This window comes from Eisenibacter elegans DSM 3317, from assembly GCF_000430505.1.
Lineage (GTDB): Bacteria > Bacteroidota > Bacteroidia > Cytophagales > Microscillaceae > Eisenibacter > Eisenibacter elegans.
On record NZ_AUMD01000021.1, the window covers coordinates 44,464 to 58,627 of the forward strand.

A 14,164-nucleotide genomic window follows, 5' to 3' on the forward strand; every position below is an offset into this window, starting at 1 on the left:
TTTTTGTATAGAGCGGATACCTTGGGTGGGTTTTTAGAAGGATTTTATGCCAAGGCTTATTTGATTTTCTTGAGGGTGTTCAACATATACGGTTTAAGAGCTTGTCTAAATTTTCAGCGCGGCACTCAAAACAGTTGATTTTCGTATTATTACTAAACTAGGCAAAAAGCGCAGGCTTTATGCATAGTCCACGATTTTAATCGTGGGAGGGCTATGACGAATATTTTTAACGAACTAGCAGTCAAAAAGCAGTGTTTTGGTGTCGATGAAGATAATTTTAGACAAGTGCTAGGCTAATTTTGATTGGATATGGATGATACGTTAGCACAAGCCAAAGGCTCAGGTGGTCTGCCACGACGGAGTAGAGGGGTAGCGGTTTGTAAACAAGCCATTAATGCATTCGCCAAAATTTGTGCAAGCTTTACAGGAACGGCGTTTCCAAGCTGTCGCATAGCCTCAGACCAAACACCACTGATATGATAGTCATCAGAAAAAGTTTGCAACCTCTTGGCCTCCAATATGGTGAGATACCTGACATCGCCGGTTTCCCAGCGAATCATATTTTCCCCACCAGGAACACCATGGTTGCCAGCCTTGATGGTTTTGGACGGAAGGTCGATATAGCTGCCGGTATGTCCCGGATAAATTTTTGCCCCTGCTCTGAAGTAATGATCAGGGTGATAGTGAGGCGAGCTTTCAGGGCAAGGAAGATCAGAAATAGCCTCTCGGAGTGTTACCCACGGCTTTAGAGGGGGGGCAAATAGCCCATACTTGCGCTTGAGCCGTGTACCAACCATATGTATTTGGGCTTTAATACTTTCAGGGACGGGAGTCGATAGCCGATCCCAGTAATCTGTTTCAACATATTGTATCCACTTGAGCGCATCAACATCGTGTGTAGGAGTCGGGAACTGCCATTGGCAGGCCAAATCAGTCCTGATACCTACGATAAACACCCGTTCACGGATTTGTGGCACACCATAATCCGCCGCATTCATTAGTTGATAAGAGACGCTATATCCTAGCCCTTGATATGTATGAGGAGTCAATGCCAGTAATCTGGTATAATGTGATTGCCAAGGCTCATTTTTGATTATCTCAACTTCGGGGTAGGTAAGTTGTAACAGAATATAGTCAAGATAGGGCTTAAAGTTACTACGCAAAAGTCCTTTCACGTTCTCCAATACAAAGGCTTTGGGTGCTAGGGTACGGATTGCTTGGACTGCTGCCGGAAACATATCACGTGTATCTTGATAGCCCTGATGCTTCCCTCCTAACGAAAAAGGCTGGCAAGGAGGGCCGCCGGTGATTACGTCGACATCAGACAAGGTATTAAAATCAAAGTTGCGAACATCTCCCTCAAATATGGATGTTTGGGGGTAGTTGTATCGTAAAGTCTCACAAGCATCTTTTTGGTGCTCTACCATGGCACAGTGCTCAAAACCTGCTAAGGAAAACCCTGCGGCCAAACCACCAGCGCCAGAAAATAGCTCAAGATTTCGCATTGGTTTGGTTGAGAAATGTTCGAAAATAAGAGTTGATTTTATATAAAATTTCAGAATAATTCGATGATACACCTAAGCATTTTTCAGCCCAAGGCCTACTAGAGTGTAATACATCCCAATCAGATTTGGCTTGATTGTAGCGTCCTGAGTCAGGGTCGTGATTACCAAAACCATCAATAACAGCGTTCCAAAGCGGTTTTTGACTTTGAATGATGGCAGCCTCTACGGTGCTGATGAGATAACTTGTGCTGCCCTCCAAAATCATCAAACGACAATAGAAGTCCTCTGAGGACAAGCTCTGTACTTGGTTAATGCTTTTGAGATGCTCTTTGAGCCGTTGGTATAGTTCAAAAGAAGAAGTGGCTGAGATATTTGAAATTGGAATGCCTTGTCTCCAGCCTCTAGGAACGGCTTTACCAACATAAATAGCCCGACGAAAGGCGTGTTGATTTTCTTTACTGAGTGTTTGGTAAGGAGTAAATTCACCGGTATAGTACAACGCATATACCCTTGCTCCACTAAAACGCTCTAATGATGGCAAAGGGTAAGCCGGAGTACTGACAAAAAAAGCCAATGCTTCCTGAATAACAGTTTACAGTAGCTTGTTATGGTAGATATGTGCCTGTCGATTCAAAAGAGCGAGTATTTGATTTGCTTGTAAACAACACGTAAAAATATCGATTTTTGAACAAATACTGCCTGTTAAAGCAGCGTAGTTTTTGTGTATTAATAGCAACACACCCCGTACTTATAGCGCACGGGGTGTGGAGATGGAAAAGTCCAGATGTAAATACGCTTTAATTTTTCAACACCTTTACGAGGTAGCGCTCTTGGCCACACACAAACTCCAAAAACTGTATTCCGGCAGGCCAGCGGCTGATGTCGATGCGCTGCTCCCACTGATAGTCTAGCTTTTCGCCGGTTTGGAGCAAGGTTTTGGCTCCTGTCGGGCTGATGTGGTAGAGCCGGTATGCACCCTGGTCAGGCGTTTGCAGGCGCAGGGTCGTTTGGGTTTGCGCCGGATTGGGGTAGGCATCGGCGCTAGGCTCCACCCCTTCGGCAAGGCCGGTAACGGTGATGACCACTGCCGCAGAGGTAACCGAGCAGTTGCCCGTCGTAACAACGACAAAGTACGTTCCGGCGTTGGTAGGGCGGAAGCTGTCGAGGTTGGCTCCTTCAATCGCCTGCCCATTGCGGAACCATTGGTAGCGGGTAGCGCCCAAGATTGATGCTACCAGTAAATCGCCATCGCGGATGACACGTAATGGGGGAGCTTGGTTGAAAATGGCTATCAGCGGAATGCTGGCCGAGCGGATACAGTCTCCTGATGCCACGGTACAGGTATACTCTCCGTCTTGAGTGGCGTAATAATCCCGTTGGGTAGCCCCCGGAATCAGGACACCATTGCGTGCCCACTGGATGCTACCACGGGTAACATTGGTCGTCAGGCTGAGCAATACGCTTTTGTCCGTACAGATGCTGCGGTCGTTGTTGTCCTTGGTCAGCAACACGAGGATGTTACATACCGAACGCCCAAACGAAGGCTCACTATAGGGTGATTCTCCTCCTTCGTTAGCAGCCCGAATACGGTAGAAGTATAGCGTACGGGGCTGTAGACTCAGGTCTTGATAAGAGGTTTGATCACCATTGATTTGGGCGATTTCTACAAAATTATTAGTATCCAAAGCAGAGCGTTCTAGGCGGTAGTAGAGGTCCTCATTACCAAAATTACGCACCTCCTGAAAACTCCACGTAATGTTGAGCTCTTGTTCTGATACTTCATTAACACTCAGATTGGTAGGACGTGTGTTTGGGGGAGCCACCTCCGGATTGCGCAAGGTAAAGGCACGCACTACTTCGCTGGCCGGAGAACTGCCATTGGCATTGCGGGCACGAATACGGAAACGGTACAAACGGTTGGGACGCAAACCGGTAGCGCTGTAACTCGTGGTATTGGCGGGCAGTATGGCCACTTCCACAAAGCGCCCGTCGTTAGTCTCTATAGAGGCCATTTCTACACTAAATTGGGTCACATTGTTGGCTGTGTTGGTCCAGCTAAGGACCATTTGTGTCGAACTTGAAACTGTCAACACAGGGTTGACCGGTATTAAGGGAACATCTGCGGTAGTGGCTGCGGCAATGTTACTATAGTCAGAATCTCCACCACTGGTGTTAAAAGACACAATGCGATAATAATAAGTCACATTGGCAGAGAGGTTGGTATCGGTTGTGCGCGTAGCCCCACGGTTGAGGGTCTGTACTGCGGCAAAACCTTCATTAGGATTGGTAGAGCGCTCTAGGCGGAAGCCCTCTTCATCGAAGGAATTGTCTTGCCAAGTCAACAAAATAGAAGACAAAGACAGAGGCGCTGCCGTCAAGCCCGTGGGGCGGAAGGGCGGGGTAGACAAGGTCTGGACGGAACTTTCAGCACTCGGAGGAGACTCTCCTCCTTCATTAAAAGCACGAACCTGATACCGGTATATCACGCCGGGCTGTAAATTATTATCCTCAAAGATCAATTGATTGCTCAGTGTCGAACCAATTAGCTTAAAGTTATTCTCGGTTCCGTCAGGAGCTCTCAGGATACTGAAGCCTAAATGGGTTGCTCCGGCGTATGTCCAAGTTAGCCGCACGCGGGTAGCACTTAGTGCTGTGGCTACGAGACCCGTAGGAGAAGTGTTTGGTGCTGCACGAAAGGTGCGCGCTGTCGCAATGTTGCTAGGGCTAGAGTTGAGTGGGCCGTTCTGTGCCACGATGCGGTAGAAGTAGCTCGTGCCCGGAACGCCTGTATCGTCTAAGTAAAAAGTAGTATTGGCCGCCAGAGTAGCCACTGTGGTGTTGATATTTACACTATCCGTACCCCGTAAGACAGCAAAGTTGAGCTCATCCAATGAATTATCTTGCCAGAAAAGCTCTATCCCACTGCTCGTAGCTTGTGCTGTCAGGTTAGTAGGGGGCGCTAAAGTATTCGGGGGAAGGGCTGTAGGGGTATATGTTATCATATACTGCATCCCGGTAATATCACTGTAAGGAATAGTACCTGCAAAAATAAGGCATTCAGGTTGACCTCCCTCACAATCTAAAAACAACACCGGTGGGTCTGGAAAAGGAGTCCAAGTACCGTTGATATCGTTTGGAGGACGGTAGAATAGCCGGTAGTCCGATAGGTTGCCGCTAGGGAGAGGGTTTGCTCCATTTACCTTCAGGTTGAGGGCATTGATACTACTCAACGGTGGTATAGGCGACTCTCTATTGATTACCACCCAAGAGCGCGTGCCCAGCGCATTGGCAGGCGGGTTGGCGGTGTTGTCAAAGGCATAAACCGCGAAGGCATCCGTGCCGTCCGTAAATGGGAAGTCAGCTTTCAACCCCGCAAGAATTGTGAGTGCATCTGCTCCAAAGAAGACAGTACTATCACTCACAAACCCGGGCTGCGCTCCTACCGGAGCGGTAGACGGAATCAACGCTGCGCTGCCTTCTACATCTATGAAGGAGTCAGGAGTAAAGTCAGGAAAGTTCGCCTCAGGGGTAGAAAAATCTGTATAAAAAATCAAGTTACCATCACTTAAATCCGGCCTACCATAGATGAGTCGACCAAAGTCAGCCTCGTAGCTTTTGGCGCTGTTGTAAATCTTGAGTTCATCCATTTCTCCTTGAAAAAGACTTTCAGGTGGAATGTTCAAAACACCACCAAGTGTCAAAGATCCCGGATTCGGTAAGGATATTCCAAAGGCGGATTGGGATTGTCCTCCTGCCAATTTACCGTTGATAAAAATAAAGGCCTGTGAAGTCGTCAGATCGTTTTTTACTACCACCGCAATATGACTCCAAACATCCAAAGGAATGGGAAAATTGGAGGTCATATCGATGTCATTCGTCCCATCATTATAAATAAAAACAGTAATCTCATCGTTACTGGCCAACCCAATGCGGATATTTGCAGGATTGAACCCTGCCTGAAAAAGTAGCTGTCCAACCCCCCCTTGCGTCGGTTTTACCCAAAACATAATGGTGAAGTTACCTTCACTCAATCCTGAAGTGTAGTCTCCAGCAAATTGGACGATAGTGCTACCATCAAAAGAAATAGTATTACCACGACCTGCTTGGCCTGCACAAAGAAGTGGCTGAAGCCATAGTCCCAGGCAGAGGCCGTAGTACCAAAAGTGGGAGTTGAAAGGCAATTTATAGGTCAATTTCATAAGGCAAGAGGTTTTTCAAACATACTAAGGGCATTTTAATCAAATGATACGACAAAATTAAGCAAAATGTGTTCTGAGTAAGGTAGAGACTTTATCAATACGACAAATGAATTTACCGAGGAGGGCAAAATGCAAAAAATCGTCAGTAATGCGGGTAGCGGGGTACATTTTACCCAAATCCAAAAAAGTGTTCGAAATTTGTATATTGCAGCAATGCTTTCTGTCAAGAAGAGGCTAACGGAAGCATAGGGCTATGAGTAATTGCGGCGATGCGTTGAGAAGCATCCTTTCTGTGTATGATGACGGTATTGGTCGCGGGCTTTATCCTTGGCTATGTCGGCTGTGCCTTGGGTTTGGGATGTATTGCTTTTTGTTGGGGGCAGAGGCGCAGGCGCAGTCCAACCTGCGAGAGCGTGAAGTACCTTTTCAGACCGAGCCTTTTGTGCTGGACTCCCTGACGGCCATCCCGGCCACGTTGGAGGCCGAAGTATCTGGCTGGCGCTTAGACTACAATCCCCAAACGCGCCAAGCGCAGTGGCTTCCTCTTGACCCCAACAACCTTGTGCCGCCTCCCGCCACAGTACGGCTACGCTATCGGGTGCTGCCGGCGGCGCTGGATCAGCCCTTCAGTCTGCGCCAACTGCCCGACCCTAAGGACTCGATTGAGATTTTGGAAGCCCAACTCTTGCTCGAACAAAGCCAATTACAAGCCTTGGGCGGGGTAGAGCCTACAGCCCTTTTTGATGTACCCAACCTCCAAAAAAGCGGGGCAATCAGTAGGGGGATTCGCTTTGCCAACAATCAGAATGTCTTTGTCAATTCGACCCTCAACCTACAACTCGATGGCCAACTCACGCCCGACATCCGTGTGCGGGCTTCCATCACCGATCAAAATGTTCCCTTTGAGCCGGAGGGCAATACACAGTTTATCCAAGATTTTGACCGTATTTTTATCCAATTTGCCCACCGCAATGGCACGCTCAGCATTGGGGATATTGTGTTGCAAAATCCACGATACACCTACTTCTCACGCTATTACAAAAATGTGCAGGGAGCCCTGCTCGAAACCCAATACCAAGCCCTCAAGGGGCAGCAAACCCGCAGCGCGATTGGGGTGGCCATCCCCAAGGGCAAGTTTGCCTCTGTCGAAATCCCTCCGCTCGAAGGAGTGCAGGGGCCATACCGCATCCCGGGGGTAGCCGGAGAGTTATTTTTGCTTATTCTGGCCAACTCCGAAAAAGTGTTTCTTGATGGGCGACAGCTGCAACGGGGCTTCGACCTCGACTATGTCATCAACTACAACACTGCCGAGATTACCTTCAATCCGCATATCCTCATCACCCGGTTTTCGCGCTTGCGTATCGACTATGAGTACTCCGATCGCAACTATGGCCGCACTGCTACCACTGCCCGACACTCACAGACCTTTGGCGAGCAGCAACAGCATCAGGTGTGGGTCAATTTTTATCAAGAGGCCGACAATCCGCGCAACCCGCTTGGCTTTGAGTTGGGCGAGGCCGCAAGGCGTACCTTGGCCGAGGTGGAGCAAGGGCAGCGCCAAGCCCTCCTGCCGCTGGCCGACTCGGTTGGGTTTTCGCCCAACCGAGTATTGTACCGCCGGACAGACACGCTGGTCAATGGCATTGTATACGCCAATGTGTTTGTGTTTAGCACTGACCCTACGCAAGCTGTGTTTGAAGTGCCTTTTACCCAAGTAGGGCAGGGGCAGGGCAATTACGTACGCGCCCAAGGCACGGTCAATGGGCAGGTTTTTCGGTGGGTAGCCCCCCTCAACGGTATCCCACAGGGCGACTTTGAGGCGGTTCGTCCGGTAGCCCTGCCTGAGCGGCGGCAACTGACAGAGTTTGGGGCACATTGGCAGCTCAGCCCTTATGAGCGCCTGACGGGACAGGCCGCCTGGGCCAATTTTGACAACAACCTCTTCTCCCAAGCTGCCGAACAGCGCTGGGCTTTCAAGACAGGCTTGCTGAGTCAGGGCAGGGCGGTTGGGCGTTGGCTTCCGGGCTTTAGCTGGTATTTGGCCACCGACTATGAGTACAATGAAGAAAGCTTCACCCCCATCGACCGCTTCCGTAGTATCGAGTTTGAGCGCGATTGGTCGCCGAATCTGGCGGACTCGCTGCCCACCGCCGACCGTATTTTCAACCTCACCCTCGGCATCGAGCGTCGCCCGCAGGTACAGCCCACCCCTCGCGATGCGCTCGACTCCTTGGCAACCCCCACCCTGACCGACAGCCTCGGCCTCTGGGACGATGGGCTGGCCGAAGTGCAGCGCATCGCCGCCCGACAGGAGCAAATCGCCCAACCCTTGCTCTCCCAACAAAGCCCTCAGGGCGAGCGCTGGCTCTACCGCCTCAGCACCCGCGAGCGGGGGGGGCAAATCAGTGGCTGGCAACAAGAGGCCGACATCTACCAAACCGCCGGAGCCTGGGCTCTGCGAGCCAACTTCTGGCAGCTCGAAAACGAGCTGCCCACCCTGCGAGCCGATTGGCAGCGCCTGCTGGCCGACCTAAGCCGTAATACTGCCCTTGGGCGCATAGGTTATCGGTTTGAGTCTGACAAACACCGCTTTAGTGAGCGCAGCACGCAGGCCGTACTCAGCAGCCTGATGTATTTTGACTCCCACACAGCCTACTGGCAAAGCAGCCCCGAAGCCAAGCTTGTACAACTTCAACTCTCCTACACCTTTAGAGAAGACTACCTGCCCCTCGATGGGGAAATAGCCCCCTTTATCGGCTCCCACAATTTCAGCCTACAAAGTCGTTGGCTTTTTGCCCAAGAGCAGCAGCGCCTCCAAACAGTATTGACTTACCGCAGCCTGTTAGACCGCCAAAACACCGAGATGGAAGAGCCGCCCGCACTCAGTGCCCGCCTAGACTGGACGGCCAACTGGCTTCAACGCCTGCTCCGTACCGAGCTCAATTGGCAGACTGCCACTGGCAGGGAGCTAAGGCGTGAGTTTGTCTTTATCCCCGTTAACAATGGTGAGGGTACACATACTTGGCGCGACGACAACGGCGATGGCATCCAAGACCTCAATGAGTTTTACTTGGCCGTAAACCCCGACGAGCGCAACTTCATCAAAATCTTTTTGCCCACCAACGACTATGTGCAGTCTTTCAACACCCTGCTGTCTTTCAGGTTGAGCTGGGATGCCCCCCGGACCTGGCGCAAAGCACAGGGCTGGAAAGGACTGCTGGGCAGGTTTTCGCAGACCTTCTCCTGGACAGCCAACCAACGCATCAGCGAGGCCAATACCGCCGAGCGCCTCCTGCCCTTCTTGACCGAAAACGACAATCCCAACGTGCTGGCCAATCAAGCGGCCTTGCGCAGTTCTTTGTTTTTCAATCGCAGCAATCCTAGCTTTCGGATGGAGCTGGCCTGGCTCAACAGCCGTCAAAAGCAGCTACTCACCAATGGTTTCGAGGCTGCCGACACGCAAGAGTGGCGTTGGATTGTAAGCAAAAACCTCTTGGCAGCCAGCAACCTCAGTCTGACGGCCTTGCTGCGGGAGCGGGGCAATGCCTCCGATTTTTTGACGGCGCGCAACTTCCGCATCCAAACCCAAGAGCTCAGCCCCACTTGGGCTTGGCAGCCCTCTACTACTTTCCGCCTGACAGTAGGGTACGGCTTCACCCTTCGCCAAAGCCTCGCCACTGCCGAAACAAGCACCGAAAACGCCCGACAACAACAAGTGCTGGGAGAGCTGCGTTGGAACCGTCTCAACAAAATCAACCTCTTGGCCTCGCTCCGTTGGCTCGATATCCGCTACCAAGGCGAACTCAATACCCCCGCCAGCTATGAACTGCTCGAAGCCTTGCAGCCCGGTCAAAACTGGATTTGGAACCTCAACTGGAAACAAACCCTGCTCAACGGTCTCCAGCTCACCCTCAACTACGAAGGTCGACAGTCCCCCGACTTGCCCATCGTCCATATCGGCAGAGTACAGGTTACGGCGTTGTTTTGAGGGTAGGCAAAATATGGTGGAGCGTGTGGTGAAGCGCTAAAATCACGACGTAGAAATACCTAATTTCCAAAACTACCTCCCAAACGGGGGGTGTTTGGAGGGCCAAGCGTTTTTTAAGGCTTAAAGAATGATAATTTTTAACTTCAAATATACTATCTATTAAAATTTTTATACTTACTTTACAATTTTTTTAATTAAAATAACTATTTATTTAATTACTTAAGTGTTTTTATTGGCTACAAATATGTAATGGGTAAACTGCGGGCATCCTTTTTCAAAAACCTCAAACCGATACCTTCCCGATGAGCAATACTGCTACCATTCTTGTGTTAGAGGCGCAAAATGTCGGCTATTCGGCCAATAAAAAGACCATCTTGCGTAGTGTCAGTTTTACCCTAAAAAAAGGCAGGATTTATGCCTTGCTGGGACCTAATGGGGGGGGCGGGCAACACTACGCTCATCAAAGCGATTTTGGGGCTGCTGTCTTTGCAAGAGGGGCGGATGCGTTTCAAGTAAAATAGCAATCAGGAACATCTTTCTCATCCGTATTACCTATTTTTCCCAATCCAATCTTCGATATACTTTACAACATCTTCCCAACCAGGTTCGCTTGCAATATAATGTGACTTATTCGGAAACTCAAAATAATCAATTATAGATTCTTTGTGTGAATAGGCTAAATAGTTTTTATATATCAATGGTGGAGGCAGATCATTGTCCTTCTCACCTGATATAAACAGCATAGGAACGTGTGGTTTAGAAAAATCTATTGGAGAACATTCCTTTGCTGTACTTTTAGCAAGTTTTCTACTTTCAGGAACAAAATATTTTTCAATTTCTTTTTTAGCGGTTGAATCATCAATGGTATTAAAAAAGGTAAATTTCAACCATTTGTATTCATTCTTCGGTATGCATACAATGTCTCGTCTTCTAAATGGACTTACCATTCTAAAATTGGAACGAAAATATCGCCAATTGAAAACAGATACTTTAGGAGGATTGGCAGGTGCCAAAGCTATACCCAATGCGGCTTTATCTGCCTCGACCAATTTTTGCATTATCAGCCCACCGATGGAGTGACCTACAATAATTGGCTTTTCTGGTAGCGAATCTACGAATGCTGTCATATACTCTAAGACAGGCTTGAATGTTAAATACACTAATTTTGGGTCAATATTTTCGTGTAAGTATTGAGGAGTGCCAGCGTGATATGGGTAGGACGGAGCATAAACAGTATACCCCTTTTGTTCAAAATATGCTTTCCACTTTTCCCAGCTATGATTGTTTTGATACATTCCATGAATGAGGACAATTGTTTTGGTTTTTCCATTATTCACTTCACCTTGTGAATAAGCAATGCTTGTAATTGCAAATTGAAAAAAACAGATAATCAGAGCTTTAAACATTAACTTTTGCATCTTTTTTATTTTTAAGTGAATTAATTTATATGATGCAAAATTAAACTGCTACCAAAAGAGTACTCTTAACATTTGATAAGAATGATATTGATATATGTTAAGAAACAAAACTTCTGAGGCGGCTCAACGACTCAGGAGTAATTCCAAGAAAAGAAGCTAATAAATTTTGAGGTATTCGTTGAATAAAATGAGGCTTTTGATCAAGCAAATATTGATAACGTTGTTTGGCATCAAAACTTTGAAAAAACTTTACTCGCTTTTCCAATTCAATAAAATAATGTTGAATTATTTGTATTTTAAATGTATAAATTTTTCATCATTTATGTTAATATATCTAATGTCAAACTCAATAAGTTCAGCATCTTCAATTAATTGAATTGTTTCATTTGCCACACCCAAATTTGCAAGGCTATATATTGAACCTACAATTTCATTTTCAAAGTCGAACCAGCCAGAGTACTCTTTATCATTTTGATTATAAATATATCGAGCAATGCCTTTTTTTAATAACCAAAACTTAGTTGCCATTTTACCCTCCTTTTGTAAAATGAAATTTTTAGGATAATCTACTTCTTTGCCTTTATTTAAAAAGTCAGAGGGAAATTCTATATTCATTTTAATTTAAGTAATTTTATGAAATGACTGTTTGTTAATATTACGTTTAACGGCAATCTGTCCAAAAACCAACTCTTGCGAAGATAGCAAAAAGCCGAGAAAAATTCATGGCTTAGGGAATGAAATCTATACTCGGCAAAAACAGGGCTACTTACAGCCTCACAGACCTGCTGGAAGCACTCATTTCGCCCGACAATGTGGTGCGGTGCATAGACCTTTTTGTAGAAAGTTTAGACTTAGCTCCTTTGGCTAATTTTAAGCCACTTATAGGAAAGATATTTTGTACTTTTCAAAGTATTCGTACCCAATATGCGTCTCACTACGAGCTTGTATCGCCTTGGTACAGCGTATTTTAATGGGTTTTTAGACAGATTGACGGCTTTCGCTACTGGCTTATTTGGTATTTTTTATCCCACACCTGATCAAGTTTGTGCATTTTCTCAGCCTAGGCGGGCAGTTCACCCTTAGCGAGTATAACTTGTTTTCTTTAGGGCCCTTGGTAGAGCCGTACGACGATTACCGAAAAGTAGGGTATTGGGTACGCACTTTGTTATCCACTTTTACTTTTTTTGAGTTGCTATATTGGCTGTTGTTGACGCAGGGTTTACAGGTATACACCCAATGGCGTTTTGGCCATGCCCTCATGTGGGTGATGTTGGGCTATGGGCTTGGGCTTTGTGGTTGGGTAGGTTTTTGGATTTTTTTGAACCCCTGATGACCGTCAAATACCCAGTACGTTGTTGGGTCGATAATAAATATGAGTACTGCTATTGACAGGCACACCTACTGGCATTCCCCAAAACTCTAAGTATTTGAACCCCTTTTCTTGCAGTAAACGCCGGGCTTTGGCATAATGCGCTCGCTCGGCATTGTCCAAAATCAACACCCCATCATCGCTCAGCCACTGTAGTGCGGCGGCTACACAACGATTACGTAGCCGCCCGTCGATAATAATCAACTCAAAAGGCTGTGAGGGGTTTTCGGCGGCTTGTGTGTAGGCTTCCTTAGGCTCTAAGGGCTTGTGCAAGATCTTTGCGTTGTCTGGAAGCAGCGGAGTAAGGGCTTTTACCCAAGCACTATCGTGCTCAATGGCCAATACTGACCGAACCCGCTGTGCATACCAAAGGGTAGAGTTCCCAGCGCCATACTCCAACACACGAAAATCAGGACTGAGGCGGGGTTCTAAAAAGCGAATCGCGGCATAGCTATACCACGGCAAAGGATTGCCTTGGGCATCGATGGGTTGTTTGCGACAATAGCTCCTAAACCACCCATCTTCTTGAAGGCCGCTTTTGTAATACAAATGAAAAGCCGCTCCCAAAGGGCTGAGGCGCAAAAACCTGTTAAAAAAACCCATACCTCCCTAAATTAATACTGTTCTGAATAGGTTACCTTTGTTGTATCTACCAAATCAACAAGCCTGCTATCTATTACGATGTAGTAGATGTTTGGCGAATATACCTACGGATATACGCTATATTTTGTTTTTATATCAAATAGATTTATCTTTCTCTGCTATTCAGTGTATACACAGAGGTTTTCCTCTATTTTTTCAAACCCCAAACAACCTTTAAACAATGTCTACTATAGCAGAAATGTTTAGTCTTCAGGGCAAAGTAGCCCTCGTTACCGGAGCCAGCAAAGGCATAGGCGAGGCGATGGCCTACACCTTTGGCAAAGCCGGAGCGCAAGTAGTGGTTAGTAGCCGCAAGCAAGAGGCAGTAGAGGCTGTGGCCCGTAAATTCAAAAGTGTCGGCCTCAAACAAACAATTGGTATTGCCTGCAATGTGGGCAAGGCTGCCGAAATCGAAGCCTTGGTAAGCAAGACCATCGAGCACTTTGGCCGCATCGACATCATTGTTAACAACGCCGGCACCAACCCTGTCTACAGTCCAATGATGGAGATGGAAGAGAGTGCCTATGATAAAATTATGGATGTGAACCTAAAGGGTGCGTGGCTGCTGACCAAGGCTGCCCATCCACATCTCAAAGCCTCAGGGCAGGGCTGTGTCATCAACATTGCCAGCATCGAAGGGCTGTCACCCAGCCCCAACTTAGGGGCTTATAGCATCAGCAAGGCCGGAATGGTGATGCTGACTAAGGTGCTGGCACGAGAGCTGGGTGAAGACCACATCCGTGTCAATGCCATCTGCCCGGGCTATATCCGCACCAAACTGAGCGAGATGGTCTGGCAAGACAAAGCCCTGCTCCGGGAAGTGATGCACAAACAATGTATGAACTACGAAGCCAACCCCGAAGACCTCTCCGGCCTAGCTCTGATGTTGGCCGCCGGTACGGGCAAATTCCTCACTGGTGCTATTATCACCGCCGACGGAGGATACACGGTCTGAAAACATCCGTGGCGAAAATCAGCCACTACTACACGGATAAAACCCAGCCATTCGTGCGTCCGTGGTGGAAAACAAAAGCGTCGACCAA

The 14,164-nt window shown here is 47.7% G+C and carries 11 protein-coding genes; 5 read left to right on the top strand and 6 right to left on the bottom strand.

Going from position 1 to position 14,164, the window contains the following annotated elements:
* Nucleotides 1-293: 293 nt before the first annotated feature.
* From G499_RS19355 to G499_RS0108985, 3 genes are all read right to left on the bottom strand, one after another.
* Nucleotides 294-1,505, bottom strand: a complete 1,212-nt coding sequence (locus tag G499_RS19355) for a DNA cytosine methyltransferase (protein WP_051296118.1) — start codon at nucleotides 1,503-1,505, stop codon at nucleotides 294-296.
* Nucleotides 1,492-2,046 (bottom strand): Eco29kI family restriction endonuclease, encoded by a 555-nt coding sequence (locus G499_RS19360; protein WP_211231604.1) that lies wholly within the window; start codon nucleotides 2,044-2,046, stop codon nucleotides 1,492-1,494. The genes G499_RS19355 and G499_RS19360 overlap by 14 nt, the downstream gene beginning before the upstream one ends.
* 256 nt (nucleotides 2,047-2,302) lie before the next feature.
* Complete coding sequence (locus G499_RS0108985) at nucleotides 2,303-5,704, bottom strand: fibronectin type III domain-containing protein (protein ID WP_026999665.1); 3,402 nt, start codon at nucleotides 5,702-5,704, stop codon at nucleotides 2,303-2,305.
* Between the two features lie 253 nt (nucleotides 5,705-5,957).
* On the opposite strand from G499_RS0108985, the gene G499_RS0108990 reads away from it, so the two are divergent.
* Both G499_RS0108990 and G499_RS0108995 read left to right on the top strand, forming a co-directional pair.
* A complete protein-coding gene (locus G499_RS0108990) occupies nucleotides 5,958-9,692 on the top strand; it encodes a hypothetical protein (protein ID WP_026999666.1) in 3,735 nt (1,244 codons plus the stop codon).
* Nucleotides 9,693-9,994: 302 nt separating this feature from the next.
* A complete protein-coding gene (locus tag G499_RS0108995) occupies nucleotides 9,995-10,213 on the top strand; it encodes a hypothetical protein (RefSeq protein WP_026999667.1) in 219 nt (72 codons plus the stop codon).
* Between the two features lie 27 nt (nucleotides 10,214-10,240).
* On the opposite strand, the gene G499_RS0109000 is transcribed toward G499_RS0108995, so the two are convergent.
* Together G499_RS0109000 and G499_RS0109005 are read right to left on the bottom strand one after the other, a co-directional pair.
* Complete coding sequence (locus G499_RS0109000) at nucleotides 10,241-11,110, bottom strand: alpha/beta hydrolase (RefSeq protein WP_051296119.1); 870 nt, start codon at nucleotides 11,108-11,110, stop codon at nucleotides 10,241-10,243.
* Nucleotides 11,111-11,395: 285 nt separating this feature from the next.
* On the bottom strand, nucleotides 11,396-11,725 hold the full coding sequence (locus tag G499_RS0109005) for a cyclic nucleotide-binding domain-containing protein (protein ID WP_026999669.1): 330 nt from the start codon (nucleotides 11,723-11,725) through the stop codon (nucleotides 11,396-11,398).
* Nucleotides 11,726-11,844: 119 nt separating this feature from the next.
* Here G499_RS0109005 and G499_RS0109010 point away from each other — a divergent pair, with 119 nt between their 5' ends.
* Together G499_RS0109010 and G499_RS0109015 are read left to right on the top strand one after the other, a co-directional pair.
* Complete coding sequence (locus G499_RS0109010) at nucleotides 11,845-12,081, top strand: hypothetical protein (protein WP_026999670.1); 237 nt, start codon at nucleotides 11,845-11,847, stop codon at nucleotides 12,079-12,081.
* Between the two features lie 74 nt (nucleotides 12,082-12,155).
* Complete coding sequence (locus tag G499_RS0109015; RefSeq protein ID WP_154658386.1) at nucleotides 12,156-12,440, top strand: hypothetical protein; 285 nt, start codon at nucleotides 12,156-12,158, stop codon at nucleotides 12,438-12,440.
* A 6-nt stretch (nucleotides 12,441-12,446) separates the two neighbouring features.
* Here G499_RS0109015 and G499_RS0109020 read toward each other — a convergent pair whose 3' ends face one another.
* Nucleotides 12,447-13,082, bottom strand: a complete 636-nt coding sequence (locus G499_RS0109020) for an O-methyltransferase (protein WP_026999672.1) — start codon at nucleotides 13,080-13,082, stop codon at nucleotides 12,447-12,449.
* A gap of 220 nt (nucleotides 13,083-13,302) precedes the next feature.
* Here G499_RS0109020 and G499_RS0109025 point away from each other — a divergent pair, with 220 nt between their 5' ends.
* The gene (locus G499_RS0109025) at nucleotides 13,303-14,076 is read left to right on the top strand and encodes an SDR family NAD(P)-dependent oxidoreductase (RefSeq protein ID WP_035727075.1); all 774 of its coding nucleotides are present in this window, start codon (nucleotides 13,303-13,305) and stop codon (nucleotides 14,074-14,076) included.
* Nucleotides 14,077-14,164 lie beyond the last annotated feature (88 nt).

Excerpts from the sequence above, each read along its gene's own strand:
- G499_RS19355 (WP_051296118.1), bottom strand. The coding sequence starts at position 1,505 with ATGCGAAATCTTGAGCTATTTTCTGGCGCTGGTGGTTTGGCCGCAGGG.
- G499_RS0108985 (WP_026999665.1), bottom strand. The coding sequence starts at position 5,704 with ATGAAATTGACCTATAAATTGCCTTTCAACTCCCACTTTTGGTACTAC.
- G499_RS0108990 (WP_026999666.1), top strand. The coding sequence starts at position 5,958 with ATGAGTAATTGCGGCGATGCGTTGAGAAGCATCCTTTCTGTGTATGAT.
- G499_RS0108995 (WP_026999667.1), top strand. The coding sequence starts at position 9,995 with ATGAGCAATACTGCTACCATTCTTGTGTTAGAGGCGCAAAATGTCGGC.
- G499_RS0109000 (WP_051296119.1), bottom strand. The coding sequence starts at position 11,110 with ATGCAAAAGTTAATGTTTAAAGCTCTGATTATCTGTTTTTTTCAATTT.
- G499_RS0109005 (WP_026999669.1), bottom strand. The coding sequence starts at position 11,725 with ATGAATATAGAATTTCCCTCTGACTTTTTAAATAAAGGCAAAGAAGTA.
- G499_RS0109010 (WP_026999670.1), top strand. The coding sequence starts at position 11,845 with ATGAAATCTATACTCGGCAAAAACAGGGCTACTTACAGCCTCACAGAC.
- G499_RS0109020 (WP_026999672.1), bottom strand. The coding sequence starts at position 13,082 with ATGGGTTTTTTTAACAGGTTTTTGCGCCTCAGCCCTTTGGGAGCGGCT.
- G499_RS0109025 (WP_035727075.1), top strand. The coding sequence starts at position 13,303 with ATGTCTACTATAGCAGAAATGTTTAGTCTTCAGGGCAAAGTAGCCCTC.